The 16,278-nt window shown below is 74.7% G+C and carries 12 protein-coding genes; 6 read left to right on the forward strand and 6 right to left on the reverse strand.

What is annotated here, in order from left to right:
- Positions 1-193: 193 nt before the first annotated feature.
- Positions 194-1,417: a flagellin N-terminal helical domain-containing protein gene (locus tag ACI79Q_RS00520; RefSeq protein WP_456613920.1), complete on the reverse strand. Its 1,224-nt coding sequence runs from the start codon at positions 1,415-1,417 to the stop codon at positions 194-196.
- A gap of 470 nt (positions 1,418-1,887) precedes the next feature.
- Between ACI79Q_RS00520 and ACI79Q_RS00525 the strand changes: the two genes are divergently transcribed.
- The 4 genes from ACI79Q_RS00525 (at position 1,888) to ACI79Q_RS00540 (ending at position 8,067) form a co-directional block, all read left to right on the forward strand.
- Complete coding sequence (locus ACI79Q_RS00525; protein WP_456612136.1) at positions 1,888-3,006, forward strand: ScyD/ScyE family protein; 1,119 nt, start codon at positions 1,888-1,890, stop codon at positions 3,004-3,006.
- Between the two features lie 389 nt (positions 3,007-3,395).
- Entirely contained in the window at positions 3,396-4,463 is a 1,068-nt protein-coding gene (locus ACI79Q_RS00530) for a 3-oxoacyl-ACP synthase III (protein ID WP_456587926.1), read from the forward strand.
- Positions 4,460-7,069, forward strand: a complete 2,610-nt coding sequence (locus tag ACI79Q_RS00535; RefSeq protein ID WP_456587927.1) for an alpha/beta fold hydrolase — start codon at positions 4,460-4,462, stop codon at positions 7,067-7,069. Before ACI79Q_RS00530 ends, ACI79Q_RS00535 begins: the two co-directional genes overlap by 4 nt.
- Positions 7,039-8,067 carry an NAD-dependent epimerase/dehydratase family protein gene (locus ACI79Q_RS00540; RefSeq protein WP_456613921.1) on the forward strand — a complete coding sequence of 343 codons (1,029 nt, stop codon included), beginning with the start codon at positions 7,039-7,041 and terminating at the stop codon, positions 8,065-8,067. Before ACI79Q_RS00535 ends, ACI79Q_RS00540 begins: the two co-directional genes overlap by 31 nt.
- Positions 8,068-8,085: 18 nt before the next feature.
- On the opposite strand, the gene ACI79Q_RS00545 is transcribed toward ACI79Q_RS00540, so the two are convergent.
- The 3 genes from ACI79Q_RS00545 to ACI79Q_RS00555 all read right to left on the reverse strand — a co-directional run bounded on the left by ACI79Q_RS00545 (position 8,086) and on the right by ACI79Q_RS00555 (position 11,601).
- Positions 8,086-9,525: a sodium/glutamate symporter gene (locus ACI79Q_RS00545; RefSeq protein WP_456587929.1), complete on the reverse strand. Its 1,440-nt coding sequence runs from the start codon at positions 9,523-9,525 to the stop codon at positions 8,086-8,088.
- Between the two features lie 263 nt (positions 9,526-9,788).
- Positions 9,789-10,913 carry a sensor histidine kinase gene (locus tag ACI79Q_RS00550; protein WP_456599282.1) on the reverse strand — a complete coding sequence of 375 codons (1,125 nt, stop codon included), beginning with the start codon at positions 10,911-10,913 and terminating at the stop codon, positions 9,789-9,791.
- Positions 10,906-11,601: a response regulator transcription factor gene (locus ACI79Q_RS00555; RefSeq protein WP_456587931.1), complete on the reverse strand. Its 696-nt coding sequence runs from the start codon at positions 11,599-11,601 to the stop codon at positions 10,906-10,908. The genes ACI79Q_RS00550 and ACI79Q_RS00555 overlap by 8 nt, the downstream gene beginning before the upstream one ends.
- A gap of 88 nt (positions 11,602-11,689) precedes the next feature.
- Here ACI79Q_RS00555 and ACI79Q_RS00560 point away from each other — a divergent pair, with 88 nt between their 5' ends.
- Both ACI79Q_RS00560 and ACI79Q_RS00565 read left to right on the forward strand, forming a co-directional pair.
- Positions 11,690-12,406 carry a M15 family metallopeptidase gene (locus ACI79Q_RS00560; RefSeq protein WP_456599281.1) on the forward strand — a complete coding sequence of 239 codons (717 nt, stop codon included), beginning with the start codon at positions 11,690-11,692 and terminating at the stop codon, positions 12,404-12,406.
- A 144-nt stretch (positions 12,407-12,550) separates the two neighbouring features.
- Entirely contained in the window at positions 12,551-13,006 is a 456-nt protein-coding gene (locus tag ACI79Q_RS00565) for a hypothetical protein (RefSeq protein ID WP_456599280.1), read from the forward strand.
- A 63-nt stretch (positions 13,007-13,069) separates the two neighbouring features.
- On the opposite strand, the gene ptsP is transcribed toward ACI79Q_RS00565, so the two are convergent.
- Positions 13,070-15,592, reverse strand: a complete 2,523-nt coding sequence (gene ptsP, locus ACI79Q_RS00570; RefSeq protein ID WP_456613922.1) for a phosphoenolpyruvate--protein phosphotransferase — start codon at positions 15,590-15,592, stop codon at positions 13,070-13,072.
- Positions 15,589-16,275 carry a dihydroxyacetone kinase subunit DhaL gene (dhaL, locus tag ACI79Q_RS00575; RefSeq protein ID WP_456613923.1) on the reverse strand — a complete coding sequence of 229 codons (687 nt, stop codon included), beginning with the start codon at positions 16,273-16,275 and terminating at the stop codon, positions 15,589-15,591. Before dhaL ends, ptsP begins: the two co-directional genes overlap by 4 nt.
- Positions 16,276-16,278: the final 3 nt, after the last annotated feature.

Consider the following 16,278-nt stretch of genomic DNA (forward strand, 5'->3'; position numbering starts at 1 on the left):
CGGCGGGAAGTCATCGCGAATCTGGACGCATCCGTGGGCGCACATGGCGTGTCGCCCTTCGGCATCCGGCCCACGTCACGGTGCCCCAGGACGGGCTGACCGATGACCGATCGTCGATGAACACCCGCGCGCGCACGAAGCGTGGCGGCCGGGTGCGGCGACCATGAGGGCGTCCTCATCGTGCCCGCACCCGTCAGCCGAGCAGGCGGAGGACGAGCTCCGGTCGCCGGTTGGCCTGCGCCAGCATCGCCGCCCCGGCCTGGGCGAGGATCTGGCTACGGCTGAGCGAGATCGTCTCCACGGCCATGTCCGCATCCCGGATGCGTGACTCCGCGGCCGCGGCGTTCTCACCCGCCACGCTCAGCGCTCGGACGGTGTGCTCGAGCCGGTTCTCGTAGGCCCCGAGCTCGGCGCGGATCTCGGAGACCCGCCCGATGGCGCCGTCGACGGCTCGGATGACGGCGGCCATCCCGCCGTACACGTAGTACCGGGGGCTGAGCTCCTCCGCGTCGCCGACGGTCGAGCCGGGGCCGGGCGTGGCACCGGTGCTCGTCAGCCCCGTCGGTGTGGCGGTGAAGGCCCCGAAGTCCGGTCCGAGGGCCGCCTGCGCCGCGGCGTTGAGGGCGTCGAGGTACTCCTGCGCCGTCTCCGCACCGGTGTAGTCGACCGAGGAGAGCGAGAACGCCTGCCCGTCGTACCTCACCACGCCGGTCAGCGCGCGGAAGCTGGCCTGGTACTCCCCGGTGGCGTACTCGCCACCGACCAGCGTGAGCCTGCCGGCCGCCGGCGTCCCCTCCTCGTCCGAGACGGCCGGGGTGCCGGTCGACTGGACGCCGACCCAACCGTTCCCCCACTCGCCGGTCTCCGGATGCTGGTAGCGGGTGACGTGGGCCGTCGACAGACCCAGGTCGGTGGCGTCCATCCCTTGGCCCGGGGCCCCGAAGGTGATCCGCAGGGTGTCGCCCGGGGATGCGCCGACCTGCAGAAGGTGGTCGTAGTCGCCGTCGAGCAGCACCGTGCCGTTGAACGCGGTGGTGCGCGCGATGCGGTCGATGCCGGCCTTCAGCTGTTCGAACTCCGCCCCGATCGCCCGCGTCGGGAGCTCGCCCATGACTGCCGTGCTGGCCCCCTGCACCGCCAGGTCGCGCATGCGCTGCAACATCGCCGAGACCTCGGTCAGGGCGCCTTCTGCCGTCCGCACCACGCTGATGCCGTCCTGCGCGTTGCGCACCGCGTGCGCCGTACCGCGGGACTGGGCGCGCAGCCCCTCTGAGATGCCCAAGCCGGCCGCGTCGTCCGCGGCGCTGGTGATGCGCAGTCCGGAGGACAGCCGGCGGAGGCTCGTCGTCACGCCGTCGTCGGCCTGCCGGAGCAACCGGGATGCGTTGAGCGCGGCCACGTTCGTGGAGATCCGCATGGCTGCCCACCCCCTCCCGACGCGTCCCTCCGCGACGACGACGGAGCGGACGCAGTGATCATCGGCGGGGCGCGCGGGGTGTTGATCCGAACCAACGTTCCATCGCGACCACCGACGGGCCCGTAGTGCTCTCGTGCCCGGGTCCGGCTACGCCGCCGCGCGGGCACGCTCGACCGCGGCCCGGCGTCGTCGGGCACGAGGTCAGCGTTGACGTCCCGCGCCCCGTGCCGTGCGCCGGTGCTGGGCAGACGGACGTCGCCGTGACCTCGACGTCCGCCTGCACGGCGACCAGGACGGGGTGCCGCGCCCCGCAGGCACACGGCGATCTGCCGAACGGCACTGTGGCCAGCGCATTCTCCCCTCGCGCACGACGCAGCAACTGGTTGACGGCCCCGGGGCACCCTGCCAAGTTCGGCGCCACTCGCCGGGTCGTACCGGCGGCCGAGCTCCTCGACTCGCTAGGGGAAAAGATGAAACGTCTCGCGTGTGCAGCGGTCACCGCCGGTCTGGCGACCACGACGCTGATGATCAGTCCCGCCGCTGCCGCTCCGCCGGGCACGGCGCCGGTTCCGGTGGCGCGGCACCTGGACAACCCCCGACAGCTGGACATGACGGAGAACGGGATCCTCGTCATCGCGGAGTCCGGAACCGGCGGCGACGACTGTGCCGTCGTGGACGGGGACGAGGTGTGCGTCGGCACCACCGGGGCGGTCAGCATCGTGCGGCACCCGGGTAAGGCCGTCGGGGTCACCGCGGAGCGTGTGGTGACCGGGCTGCTGTCCGAGGCCGGTCCGTCCGGGATCGCCGCGACCGGTAACGACGCGGCGAGCGCGCGCTCCCTCGGCCAGATCTACATCGCCAAGGACGTCGATGTCCCGGACGGCATCACCGGGCTGCCGGAGGAGCAGGAGGGCAAGCTGCTGCGCGCGACGGCGGGCCGGCCGGCCTCGGTCGTCGCCGACATCCGTGCCTTCGAGGCGGCGCACGACCCGGACGGCCAGGGGGTCGAGTCGAACCCGTACGCGGTGCTCGACATCGGCGACCGGGTGCTGGTGGCCGACGCCGCCGGCAACGACATCCTCGCCGTGGACAGGCGCGGCAGGATCAGCGTGTTCGCCGTCCTGCCCAACATCACCGGTGGCGCCTGTGACACCCGGCCCAACCAGGACGGCAGCTTCTCCTGCGACCCGGTTCCGACATCGCTCACCTTCAGCCGGGACGGGGACATCATCGTGGGGGGCCTCGGGTCGCTGGTTCCGGAGGCCGGCCGGGTCTGGGAGCTGGACCGGCGGACCGGGTCGATCCAGCAGACCTGGACCGGCTTCACCGGCGTCACCGGTGCCGCACAGGACCCGGCAGGCAACCTGTACGTCAGCGAGCTGCGCGGCGGCGATGCCGGGACCGGCCAGGTGGTCCTGGTGCCGAGGACCGGCGCACGGGCCACGCTGCCCGCGCCTTCGCCGGCGGGCGTGGTCGCCGACCGGCTCGGGAACGTGTTCGTGGCGGTGAACTCGCTCTCCCCCGGCACGGGAACCGGTGCCCCGGACAGCGACGGGCAGGTCTGGCGGCTGACCAAGCGGTCGTTCTAGCGAACCCGGCCGAAGACGTCGATCCAGGCGTGTGACGGCACGGATCGACTGATCCTGTTCGGCGAGGACCTCCGGACGTGGACCGGAACCGGCGACGGCATCCACCCACGACCGGAGGTCCTCGTGTCCCACGCCACCGACCGAGACGCGGCTGGGCGCTCGTCGACGTCGTCGGCCCGGACCGGCACGGCCACCTGCTGGCGGCCCTCGAGTCTCGTCGATCGGCCCCCCTCGTCCGCAGGCCGGCACGCCAGCCCACGAGCGAGCCCGGCGGTTGCGCCGGCGACCGCCCTCTCCCCCCGGCCCGGTCCGGCTGCGATGCTGGTGCCGACGGCCCGGCCGGTGTACCTGTCGCCCCGACGGGTAAGCGCGCCGGACGAGGGTGGCGCATGAGGACGGCGGCCGCCCGCCGCACCTCACGAGTGGACCTGATGAACGGCAACGCCACACACCGATTCAGCAACACCGCGATCCTCACCGTGCAGACGGTGGACGCGACCCAGATCGTCACGTCGGCCGAGTTCGACGAACGGCTGGGTGACACCTACCAGCGCGTCGGGCTGCGCCCCGGGCTGCTGCAGCGGCTCGCGGGCATCGAGGAGCGCCGCTGGTGGGCCGACGGGGTGTCGTTCGTCGACGGCGCCGCCACCGCGGGCGCCAAGGCGATCAGCGAGAGCGGGGTCGACCCGGCGCACATCGGCTTGATGGTCAACACGTCGGTCAGCCGCAAGCACCTCGAACCGTCGACGGCCGTCGCCGTGCACGACGCCCTCGGTCTGCCGAGCTCCTGCCAGAACTTCGACGTCACCAACGCCTGCCTGGGCTTCATCAACGGCATGGAGCTGGCCGCGGCGATGATCGACGTCGGGATGGTCGAGTACGCGCTCGTCGTCAACGGCGAGGACGCACGACCCGTGCAGGAGCGCACCATCGATCTGCTCAACCGACCGGACACCGTGGCCAAGGACGTGATGGGCCACTTCGCGACCCTCACCCTCGGCTCCGGCGCCGTGGCCATGGTGCTCGGCCGGGCCGACCGGCACCCCGAGGGCCACCGGCTCGTCGGCTCGGTGAGCCGGGCCGGGACCGAGCACCACCAGCTGTGCACCGGCGACAACGACGGCATGCAGACCGACCTCAAGGGCCTCCTCGCCGCCGGCCTCGAACTCTCCGGTGAACTGTGGGCGGACGCGGCGGACGAGTTCGACTGGGCCCGGGGCATGGACCGCTACGTCATCCACCAGGTCTCCAAGGTGCACACCGGGGCCCTGTGCGACCGGTTCGGCATCGACCGGGCACGCGTGCCCACGACCTTCCCCACCCGCGGCAACCTGGGCCCCGCGTCGGTGCCGTTCACGCTGGCGGGGCAGTCCGACACCCTGGCCGACGGCGACCGCGTGCTGCTGATGGGGATCGGCTCGGGCCTGAACGCCTGCTGCCTGGAGATCGCCTGGTGACAGCCGGTGCGACGGTCCAGCTGCCGGGCCTGGACCCGTCCTGGTCGCGGTGGGTCGCCGTTCCCGGTGCGGACGGCGAGAAGCACCTGTGGCACGTGCTCGACAACGGTGTGCCCGACCCGGTCGGCACCCTGCTCTGCGTGCACGGCAACCCCACCTGGTCCTACCTCTGGCGCCGGATGGTCGCCGCCGCTCCGCCGGGGTGGCGAGTCGTGGCCCCCGACCAGCTGGGCATGGGCTGGTCCGAGCGGCCGGCCGCGCCGCGGACCCTGACCCAGCGGGTGGCCGATCTCGGGGACCTCACCGCCGCGCTGGGCGTCACCGGCCCGGTCGTCACGGTGGCCCACGACTGGGGCGGCATCATCTCCCTCGGCTGGGCGCTCGAGCACCGGCAGGACGTGCGCGGCGTGGTCCTCACCAACACCGCCGTCGCCATGCCGGAGGGCGACCTGGGGCCCGCGCTGATCCGGCTGGCGCACGCGCCGGGCCTGCGCGCCGCCGTCACCGTCGGCAGCTCGGTGTTCGTCCGCGGGGCGACGGCGCTGTCGTGGCCGCCGCTGCCCCGGGAGATCCGCCGGGCCTACGCGCAGCCCTACCCGACGGCCGCGCGGCGCCGGGCCGTGGGCGAGTTCGTCGCCGACATCCCCTTCCGCACGGGACACCCCTCCCGTGCGGCGCAGGAGGCGATCGCCGAGGGCATCCGGACCCTCGACGTCCCCGCGCTCCTCCTGTGGGGTCCTCGTGACCCGGTCTTCGGCGAGAAGTACCTGGCCGACCTGCGCGAGCGCCTGCCCCGGGCGGCGGTGCACCGCTACGAGGGCGCCTCCCACCTCCTCCCCGAGGACGCGCCCCAGTACGCCCAGGCGGTGGCCACCTGGGTGACCGACACCTTCGCCGCACCGGACACCGCGGCCGTGGGCAGCCGCGGCACGGCGGTGGAGCCGGCCCGGCCCTGGGCGGCCCTGGCCGCCCGCGCCGAGGACGACTCCCCGGCCGTCGTGGAGACCGGCGGGGACTCGGTCACCTGGGCGGAGCTGGCCCGCCGGGTCGCCGACCTCGCCGCCGGCCTGGCGGCGGCCGGTGTCCGTCCAGGAGATCGGGTGGCGCTCCTGCTGGAACCGTCGGCGGACCTGACGGCAGCGGTCTACGCCACCTGGCGCGCGGGCGCCGTCATCGTGGTCGCCGACAAGGGACTCGGCTTCCGGGGCATGCGCCGCGCGCTCCGGGGAGCGGCGCCGGACCACGTCCTGGGCGGCCCCGCCGGCCTGGCGGCCGCCAGGGCGATGGGGCTGGCCGGGACGCGCATCGTCGCGGGGCGGACGACGGCCCGGCTGCGCCGGGCCCTCGGCGCCGAGCGCGACCTGGCCTCGCTGGAGGCCCTCGGCCGGTCGTCGGCCGCGCCCGAGGAGGTCCCGGCGGACTCGGACTGCGCAGTCGTCTTCACCTCCGGGGCCACCGGCCCCGCCAAGGGCGTGGTCTACACGCAGCGCCAGGTCGGCGCCCAGCTGGAGCTGGTCAGGACCGCCTACCGCCTCACGCCGGGCGACTCGCTGGTGGCCGCGTTCGCTCCCTTCTCGATCCTCGGACCGGGGCTCGGGATCGCGTCGTCCGTGCCCGACATCGACGTCACGGAGCCCGGCACGCTGACCGCCGCGAAGCTGGCCGACGCGGCGGCCGCCGTGGACGCCACGGTGGTCTTCGCCGCACCGGCCGCCCTGCGCCGCGTCGCCGCCACCACCGAACAGCTCACCGCGGAGCAGCGCTCGGCGCTGAGCCGGGTCCGACTGCTCATGTCGGCCGGCGCGCCCGTGCCCACCCCGCTCCTGCACTCCCTCCGGGAGACGTTCCCGCGGGCCGAGGCGCACACGCCGTACGGCATGACCGAGGCGCTCCCGGTCACCGACGTCTCCCTGGACGACGTCGAGGCCGCCGGGCCGGGGAACGGCGTCTGCGTCGGCCGCCCGGTGCCCGGTGTCGAGATCCGCGTCAGCCCGCTCTCCCCGCTGGGCGCGGCCGACGGCCCGCTCACCGAGGCGCCCCACGTTCCCGGCGAGGTCTGCGTGCGCGCGCCCCACGTGAAGGACCGCTACGACGCGCTGTGGGCCACCGAGCGATCCGCCGCCCGCGATCCGGGATGGCACCGCACCGGGGACGTCGGGCACCTGGACGGCGCGGGACGGCTCTGGATCGAGGGCCGGCTGGCCCACGTGATCAGCACCGCGGAGGGGCCGCTGACCCCGGTCGGCCCGGAGCAGCGGATCGAGCGGCTGGACGCCGTCTCCGCCGCGGCGGTCGTCGGCGTCGGACCGGCAGGCGCGCAGGTGGCCGTCGCCGTCGTCGTGCCCAGCGCCGGCCCCGGGCGACGGCGCTCCCGCCTCCGGGTGGGAGCCGGTGCCGGGCGGCTGACCGTGGCACCGGTCGAGCTCGCCGACCGGGTCCGGGACGCGGCCGGGACGGACCTCGCCGCCGTGCTCGAGACGAAGGCGCTGCCGGTCGACATCCGGCACCAGTCGAAGGTCGACCGGGCGGCACTGGCGCGCCGGGCGACCCGGGTCCTCTCCGGCTCGCCGGTGCGATGGGCGACCCGGAGCGGCGGAACCTCGTGAAGGTGCTGGTCACCGGCGCGAGCGGGATGCTCGGCCGGGTCACGGCCCAGCGCCTGATCGCGCGGGGCGACGAGGTGACGGTCTTCCAGCGCCGTCCCTCGGGCCTGCCCTGCGCCGAGGTGCTCGGGGACATCGCCGACCCCTCCGTGGTGGCACGGGCGGCCGCGGGGCAGGACGCCGTCGTCCACCTCGCCGCGAAGGTGGACGTGACCGGGACGTGGGAGGAGTACGCCCGGGCCAACGTCGAGGGCACGCGGAACGTCGTCGCCGCCTGCTCCGCCGCGGGCGTCCAGCGGCTGGTGCACGTCTCCTCCCCCTCGGTCTCGCACGCCGGGGCACCCCTGTTCGGGGCCGGGGCAGGGCCGGCCGACCCGGCCCGGGCGCGTGGCGCCTACTCGAGGTCCAAGGCGCTGGCCGAGCAGGTTGCGCTCGGCGCGGACTCGGCTGCCCTCGCGGTGCTGGTCCTCCGCCCGCACCTGGTGTGGGGCCCGGGCGACGAGCAGCTCGTGGCGCGGATCGTCGCCCGGGCCGGCAGCGGCCGCCTCCCGCTCATCGGTTCCGGCGCGGCCCTGATCGACACCACGTACGTCGACGACGCCGCTGCCGCCCTCGTGGCAGGGGTCGACGCGTGCGGGCCCGTCCACGGGGAGGCGCTGGTGGTCTCCAACGGTGAGCCCCGCACGGTGGCCGAGATCCTGCGACGGCTGTGCTCGGCGGCCGGCGTGCCCGGACCCCGGGGTCGGGTGCCGGCGCACGCCGCCTGGCTGGCCGGCGCCGTGGTGGAGAGGACCTGGTCAGCGCTCGGCCGCCGGTCGACCCCTCCCCTGACCCGGTTCCTCACCGAGCAGCTGACGACGGCGCACTGGTTCGACCAGCGGCGGACCCGGACCGCGCTCGGCTGGCGGCCGGAGGTCGGCCTCGACGAGGGCTTCGCCCGGCTGGCCGCCTGGTACGGCGATCGGCACACGGCTCCGGACGACGCGGTCCTCCCCGCCTGACGCCGGACGCTCCGGCCGTCAACCGTCCGGGGAACGCGCCTCCTCCTGGGCCGGGGTCCGCCGTCCGAACCACAGGATGCCCGTCCCCAGCGACAGGACCAGCAGGACCGACATGGCGATCAGCAGCGGCACCGGCCCGAACTGGGCGATCAGCGGGAGCGACGCCGCGGTGACCAGTCCGCCGCCGAAGAAGGGCTCGAAGGCCAGCTGCTTGTAACCGAAGGCCTCCATCGCCGGGGTGGCGGCGTTGGGGTCGGCGACCCGGATCAGGATCAGGCCGGTGGCCGTGACGCCGAGGGACTGCCCCAGGTCGCCGATACCGCGCTCGAACCAGAAGCGCGGGATCATCCGGCGCGCCAGGAAGACGAAGGCGCCCACGTTCCACGAGAGGCCGGCGACGGCGAGGAGGAGGAACGTCACCCAGTTGTCCGCGATCGCCTGGATGGACAGCGTGGCGAGGGCGCTGATGATCAGCAGGTCGAGGGCGATCCCCTGGATGCGCAGCATCATCCGCCGGTCGACGATGCCGGTCCGGTCGAACCGGTCGACGAACTTCTGCACCAGCACCCCGCCGATCATCGCCAGCGGGAACAGCGGCACGAACTCGAAGAGCTCGACGGTGTCGGCCCACAGCGCCGCCTCGAGGGCCTGGAGCGCCTCGAGCAGGCCGAGGCCGATGAGGATCGCCACGGCGACGATCGCGAAGTGGATGGCCAGCGGCTCGACCGAGGCGGTGCGCACCGTCATCAGCGCGGCGGGCGGCTGCTCCTCCCGCTCGTAGAGCCCGCGCTGCTCGGCCAGCGACGTCTTCGCGTCGTCCTCCAGCACCTGGGCGCGGCCGGTGTGCACCCCCCAGTTGATCAGCGCGATGCCGACGACGACGCCGGAGACGACGCCCACCGTGGCCAGGCCCAGCGCCAGGTCCTGCGCCTCCGGGAAGCCCAGGTCGGCGAAGGTGGTGCCCAGGCCTGCGGCCGTGCCGTGGCCGCCCTCGAACCCCACCTCGATGAGCGCGCCGACCATGGGGTCCTGGCCGAGGAACGGCACGAGCAGCAGGACGGCCAGCAGCAACCCGATCACGTACTGGCCCGACGCCATGGTGACGCCGAGGGCCAGCTGCGGCCCGGCGAGCTCGGCGGCCTCCTTCACCTTGGGGATCCGCTCGCCGAGAAACAGGGTCGCGAAGACGACCGAGATCAGCAGGCCCGGCAGCGACGCCCAGACCTCGAGGAACTCGGCCGGCCACAGTCCGCCGCTCAGCGGCGCGTCCTCCCCGCCGATCGCCTCGGCCACCGAGCCGACCACCTCGGGGCCGATGAGCAGGGCGAGGAACCCGCCGATGATCGAGCTGGGGAGGAAGAGCTTCTGGGCGATGCGTGACCGGATCCGGACGAGTTTGGCGACCAGGAGCAGGACGCCCAGCACCAGCAGGCTGAGTCCGATGACGTCAGGGGACACGCTGCCTCCGTCAGGTCAGGCCGTCCCGGGGACCGGTCGCGCCGGCCGGTCCCCGCCGGGTGCCGTCCACCATGGCGGCTCCGGTATCCGGCGACAACCGGTTCCGGCGCACCGGCTGCGGCCTGTGCCCGGGCGTCGTCGAGGATCAGGTCGACGTCGATCGCCGCGGCGGCGGCCGTCCGCTGGGCCGCCGCGGCCACGACCGGCGCCGTGACGTGGGCAGTCGGTCACGAGGCGGTTCGGCCACCGCGCGACCCATGCCCTCAGGGTGGTGGGACGTCTCCCTGTTCGCGGGCCGCAGGCAGCTCCGCCGCGACGCGGAGACCGCCGGCCGGGCGCGCGACGATGGTCAGCGTTCCGCCGTGCGCGCGCACGATGCCCTGGACGATCGCCAGGCCGAGACCCACGCCCGCGTGGTCGGAGCGGATGCGCTCGGTGCCGCGCCGGAACGGCTCGGAGAGCGTCGAGACCAGCTCCGGATCGATCTCCTCGCCGGTGTTCTCCACGGTGAGCACCGCCGTCCCGGAGCGGGCGCCGGTGGTGATCCGCACCGTGCCCCGCTCGGGGAGGTTGTGGACCACGGCGTTGTGCAGGAGGTTCGTCGCCATCTGCAGCAGGAGCGACGGTGATCCGACCGTGGGGGCGGCATCCGCGGAGGTCTCGATCGTGACGCCGTGCTTGTCCGCGAGCGGCAGGAGCGTCTCGGTGGCTTCCTCGGCCACGAGCGAGAGGTCGACGCGTTCCCGGGGGAAGGATCCCCCCTCGGTGCGGCTGAGCAGCAGGAGTGCGTCCGTGAGGTCGATCGCCCGGGCGTTGACGTCGTGGAGGCGGTCGACGAGCTCGGCCGGGTCGCGGTCCGGGTCCTTGCGGGCGACCTCCAGCAGGGTCTGCGTGATGGCCAGCGGGGTGCGCAGCTCGTGAGAGGCGTTGGCCGCGAACCTCTGCTGTTCGGCGACGTGCGCCTCGAGCCGCGCGAGCATCCCGTCGAAGGCGTCGGCGAGCTCCCGGAACTCGTCCTGACGGCCCGGCAGCCGGATGCGGTGGGAAAGCGACCCGGTCGCCGCCATGCGGGTGGCCTCCGTGATGCGGCGCAGCGGGGCGAGCATCCGGCCGGCGAGGAACCACCCTCCCGCGAGACCCAGCACGAGCAGGAACGCCAGCGCAGCGGCCGCGCGCGGGACGAAAGCGCGCACGAGGTCCGACCGGTTCGGGACGAAGAGCCCCGGTTGGCGTCCCGGCCGGCCGGAGGTGACGAGCACGCCGTCGGGCACGTAGCGCAGCAGGAACACCCACACGACCGCCAGGAGCAGCGCCCCCGCGAGCACGAGGAAGCCGGCATAGCTGAGAGTGAGCTTGAGGCGGGCACTCGGACCGGGGGCCCTAGCCATGGTCCCCTCCCCCGGGTGCCGTGCCCGGTGCTGTGTCGATCCGGTACCCGACGCCCGGAACGGTGGCGATGAGCCACGGTTCGCCGAGGCGCTTGCGCAACGCCGAGACGGTGATCCGGACAGCGTTGGTGAAGGGGTCCGCGTTCTCGTCCCACGCGCGCTCCAGCAGCTCCTCGGCGCTGACGACGCCCCCTTCGGCGGCGACGAGGACCTCGAGCACGGCGAACTGCTTCCTGGTCAGCGCGACGTACCGGCCGTCCCGGTAGACCTCGCGCCGGAACGGGTCCAGCCGCAGACCCGCGATCTCCCGCACGGGCGGCCGGTTGTGCGCTCGCCGGCGGTCGAGCGCTCGGAGCCGCAGGACCAGCTCCTTGAGCTGGAACGGCTTGGTGAGGTAGTCGTCGGCGCCGAGCTCGAACCCGGACGCCTTGTCGTCGAGCCGGTCGGCAGCGGTGAGCATCAGGATCGGCATGCCGCTGCCCGACGCGACGATGTGCGCGGCGATCTCGTCACCGGACGGCCCGGGGATGTCGCGGTCGAGGACCGCGATGTCGTAGGCGTTCACGCCCAGCAGTTCGAGCGCGGTCTCGCCGTCCCCGGCGACGTCGGACGCGATCGCTTCCAGACGCAGCCCATCGCGGATGGCTCCTGCCAGCAACGGTTCGTCCTCGACGATCAGCACGCGCACGCTGCCGAGGCTAGAGAACGAGCACGTATCGCCGGCATATCGAGAAACGCGTACGTGGTGGCAACGGAACCCTGCCTTGACTGCAGGCATGTCCCACAGCGACCACGCACGAACGAGAGCCGGCCGGGCCCGATCGACCATCGCAGTCGTCCTGGTACTGCCCATCGCCGCGATCGTCGGAGGGATCCTCGGGTACCAGGGGGTGGCAGCCCCGTCCTCGTCGGCAGCACCCGTCGTCCGGACGGACGGGGAGGAGCGAGCAGTCCCCGACGACGACGTCCGGAGCGGTTCGCCGTCCCCCGACCTGCGTCACAACCCGGATGCGCCCGACCGTCCCCGGCCGCTCGGCGTGACGGTCGACGACGGCGTCGTGCCCGACGGTGTGACGGTCTTCGACGGCGAGTTCCCGGCCGTGGCCAACCTCGATGCCGATCTCCTCGGCGCCCTCCGCAGGGCAGCGGCGGCTGCCGCGGGTGACGGGGTCGGGTTCACCGTCACCAGCGGCTGGCGTTCCCCTGCGTACCAGGAGCAGCTGCTCCGCGAGGCCGTCACCGAGTACGGCTCGGAGGAGGAGGCTGCCCGATGGGTGGCCACGGCGGAGACCTCCGCCCACGTGTCCGGGGACGCGGTCGACGTCGGCCCCTCCGAGGCACGGGCGTGGCTGGCCGAGCACGGGGCGCGGTACGGGCTGTGCCAGACCTACCGTAACGAGCCCTGGCACTACGAGCTGCGCCCCCGGGCCGTCGACGACGGCTGCCCCAGGCCGTACGCCGACCCCACCCACGATCCGCGGATGCAGCAGTGACCGGGGCTCCGCCCGGCTCGGTGACGAGCGCCGACGTCGAGCCGCGGTCGCCGCGCCGGCGGGAAGTCGTCCCTGCCGCTGGTGCTGTCGGCAGCTGCGCCCAACTGCGTTGTTGCGGCCGCTCGCGCGCGAGAGGATGGCCGGGTGAACACGCGGTCCACCTCATCCCGAGCCCTTGCCGCCCTGGTCGGCGGGGCGGCAACCGCCCTGTACTACGCCACGCCGGACTTCATCCCCTCGCGCACGACCCGCGGCTGGGCGAAGGCCGGGCTCACGGCCGTCGCCTTCGCGGCGTCGGTCCCCGACCTGCGGGCGACGCGGCGCACCGCCCCCGCTGGGCAGGAGCCCGACGGCGCGGTCGCCCCGGCGCAGGCACTCCGTTCGCTGCCCGCCCGCAGCAAGGCCGTCATCGCCGGGTCCGTGGCGGCCGCACTCGCCGCGGGGGTCGGCGCGCAGCTGACCGCGGAGCGGTGGATCTTCCGCCGCGGCGAGGCACGGGCGGCGGCCGGGAAGCGACTGCCGCACACCGGCCCGGCCGTGGTGTACGGGGCGCTGTCGAGCGTGCTCTGGTTGTTCCCGTCGCCACCGGACACGCCCTGACGGACGAGCCGTAGTCGACGGGACGACCCCGCGAGCGACGCGCTGCCGGCCCGGGATCCACCCTCACGTGGAACGGACGTACGGCGCCACCGCTCCGGCCGGTCGCAGGGCCTGCGCGCGGTCGGCGAGCAGCTGACGGACCTCCTCGACGGTCCCCACCTCGAGGCACTCCTTCGCCAGCTCGTCGCACGCGCGCAGGGCCAGTGCCCGCACCGCCGCCTTCACGCGCGGCACGGCGGCGCCCGCGACGCTGAGTTCCGTCACACCCAGGCCGAGCAGCAGGGGGACGGCCAGCGGATCAGCTGCCATCTCGCCGCACACAGCGACGGGAGCCCGACCGGCCGCCCGGCTGCCCACCTCGCCGATGAGGCGCAGAACGGCCGGGTGGAGCGGATCGGCCAGCGGCGCCACGGCCGGGTTCCCGCGTTCGACGGCGAGCGCGTACTGCGTGAGGTCGTTCGTCCCGATGCTGACGAAGTCCAGGTACGGCAGGAACGCCTCGACGGTCAGCGCCGCCGCCGGCACCTCCACCATGATCCCGATCCGCAGGGAGCTCGGCAGCCCCTCCGGGCCGGCCGCCCGGTCGAGCAGCTGCCGTGCCGCTATCAGCTCGTCGACGGCCGTCACCATGGGGAACAGGACGTTGACCGGCGCATGGCGCGCGACCTCGCAGATCGCGGTCAACTGCTCGACGAACAGCTCCGGCCGCGCGAGCGAGAGGCGCAGGCCCCGCAGGCCGAGATAGGGGTTCGCCTCGGAGGGCTGCCGGAGGTAGCGCAGCGGCTTGTCGCCGCCGACGTCGAGGGTCCGGATCGTGATGGGATGGCCGTCGAACGCCTCCGCCATCGCGCGGTACTCCCGCTCCTGCTCCGCCACGGACGGCGGGCGGTCCCGATCGACGAAGACCAGCTCGGTCCGGACCAGGCCGGCGCCGTCGGCTCCGGTCGCCGCCGCGGCACGGGCGTCGGCGACGGACGCGAGGTTGGCCGCCACCTCCACCCGGACCCCGTCCGCGGTGATCGCCGGACGGGTCGCCTCGGCCGCCGAACGCTCCGCCTGCTCGGCGAGATGGGCCGCCTCGCGCCGGTACTCCTCGAGGGCCTCGGGGGCCGGATCCACGACCACCCGCCCGGCCGCACCGTCGACGACGACCACCGTGCCCTCGGCCACGTCGAGGACCGCCCGCCCGGCGGCGACGACCGCGGGGATGCCCAACGAGCGCAGCAGGATGCTCGTGTGCGAGGTGGCGCTCCCACCGGCGAGGACGACGCCGCGCACGGTGCGCGGGTCGAGCGCCGCCGCCTGCGCCGGGGTCAGGTCCCGGTCGAGCAGGACGCCGTCCGCCGCGACCGGCACCGCCGCGGTGGCACCGCCCAGCGTGCGCAGCACCTGCTCCCCCACCGCCCGGACGTCCGCTGCGCGACCACGCAGGTAGGGGTCGGGCAGCGCGAGCCAGCTCCGCTCCACCGTCTCGACCGCCGCCTCCCAGGCGGCCGGCGCGGAGGTGCCGGCGTCGATCCGCGACCGCGCCTCCCCCAGCAGCTCCGCGTCGTCGAGCAGCAGCAGGTGGGCCTCGAAGATCCCGGCCGCCGCCGCTCCGGCGCCCTGCAGCGCGCCGTCGCGGAGCCGCTCGACCTCCCGGCGGACGTCGGCCACGGCCTCGGTCAGCCGTCGCCACTCGGCGGCGGGGGGACCGGCTGGTCGGTCGGTGGGCGGCGGCGACCACGTGGGCAGCCGGCGGGCGGGGCCGATCCCGATCCCCGGGCCCGCGGGCAACGGTGTTCCCGGCGCGGGCGGCGCGTCACCGGACGGGGCGGCCTCGCCTGCGTCGTCCACCTCGTCGAAGCGGCGTGCGGCCAGCGCCAGCAGGCGGTCCACCGCGGCGCGCGCCTGCCGTCCGGTCGCCGCCACCTCGACGACGTGCCCCTGGAGCGCGCCCAGCGTCGCCACCCGGCTGAGGCTGGCCGCCGGGACCACCGCTCCGCCCGCCGTGAGGTTGCGCAGCGTCACCGCGGCGTCCAGCCGGCGCACCTCCGCGACCAGCCGGGCCGCGGGCCGGGCGTGGAGCCCGTGAAGGTTCTCGACGGTGAAGGTGGCGGTGACACCGGTCCCGTCCTCCCCGCGGGCCGGGCCTCCGGGTTCGTCGTCGGCACCCAGGTGCCCGGTCTTCGCCAGGAGCGCCGCCCGGGCCTCGGCGGCGACCTCCTGCCGGGATGCGCCACCGGCAGCCGCGACCGCCGCGACCACGAGCCCCTCGACCAGCGGTGCCGGGCAGAGCGTCACGCGGTCCCGGACGACGTCGTCGTCCAGCAGCTCCAGCGCCATCTCCGCGCTGAGCACCGCGCTGCCGAGGTCCATGAGGACCACCACGCCGGCGTCGCCGTCGACGCGCTGGATGGCTGCGGCGATCTGGACGGCGTCCGTGCCGAAGGTCGTGTCGCCGAGCCCGGCCGCGACCGCGATGCGGGGCTCGGCGCCGTGCACCATCTCCGTCGCCAGCGCGACGGCGGCCGTGGCCAGGGCCCGGCTGTGCGAGACGACCACGATCCCGACGCCCTGCGCTCCGCCACCGCCGGACGCCGTCATCCGGAGGGCGTCCCGTCGGCCGGCCCGGCCGCCACCGGATTCTGGACGCCACCCAGGGCCGTCGCCGCCGCGGCGACGAGCAGCGCCGCACTGGTCGCGCCGGGGTCCTGGTGCCCGGCGCTCCGCTCGCCGAGATAGCTGGCCCGGCCCTTGCGGGCCGGCATCGGGATCGTCGCGTCCCGCCCCGCGGCCGCAGCCGCCGACGCCCGCTGCAACGCGGTGCCCCACGGCTGGCCGTCGGCCAGCGCCGCCTCCAGTGCGTCGACCGCCGGGGCCAGGGCGTCGAACATGGTCTTGTCCTGCGCCTCCGCCTTGCCACGGGCCACCACCCCCTCGAGCCCCGCGCGCAGCCCGGCGGCGAAACCGTCGGGGTCCACCGGTTCGGCGTCGCCGACGGCTCCGCCGAACCGGAGGAAGAAGGTTCCGTACAGCGGGCCGCTCGCCCCGCCGACGGTCGACACCAACGTCATGCCGACCTTCTTGAACAAGGCGCCCGGCGTGGTGGCCGCGCCCTCGTCGAGCGCAGTCACCACCGCGGTCATCCCGCGGTGCATGTTGGCGCCGTGGTCGGCGTCGCCGATCGCCGCGTCGAGCTCCGTGAGCAGGTCCTTGTTCTCGTCGACGAGCCGAGCGAAGGCCCGGACCCAGTCCGCCAGGTCGCCCGTCGTCATGCCGTCAGCCATCGG

It is taken from the genome of Blastococcus sp. SYSU DS0828, assembly GCF_054050975.1.

Bases quoted from the DNA above. Each gene is read 5' to 3' on its own strand.
- ACI79Q_RS00560 (WP_456599281.1), top strand. From the start codon at position 11,690: ATGTCCCACAGCGACCACGCACGAACGAGAGCCGGCCGGGCCCGATCG.
- ACI79Q_RS00530 (WP_456587926.1), top strand. From the start codon at position 3,396: ATGAGGACGGCGGCCGCCCGCCGCACCTCACGAGTGGACCTGATGAAC.
- ACI79Q_RS00540 (WP_456613921.1), top strand. From the start codon at position 7,039: ATGGGCGACCCGGAGCGGCGGAACCTCGTGAAGGTGCTGGTCACCGGC.
- ACI79Q_RS00525 (WP_456612136.1), top strand. From the start codon at position 1,888: ATGAAACGTCTCGCGTGTGCAGCGGTCACCGCCGGTCTGGCGACCACG.
- dhaL (WP_456613923.1), bottom strand. From the start codon at position 16,275: ATGGCTGACGGCATGACGACGGGCGACCTGGCGGACTGGGTCCGGGCC.
- ACI79Q_RS00520 (WP_456613920.1), bottom strand. From the start codon at position 1,417: ATGCGGATCTCCACGAACGTGGCCGCGCTCAACGCATCCCGGTTGCTC.
- ACI79Q_RS00550 (WP_456599282.1), bottom strand. From the start codon at position 10,913: ATGGCTAGGGCCCCCGGTCCGAGTGCCCGCCTCAAGCTCACTCTCAGC.
- ptsP (WP_456613922.1), bottom strand. From the start codon at position 15,592: ATGACGGCGTCCGGCGGTGGCGGAGCGCAGGGCGTCGGGATCGTGGTC.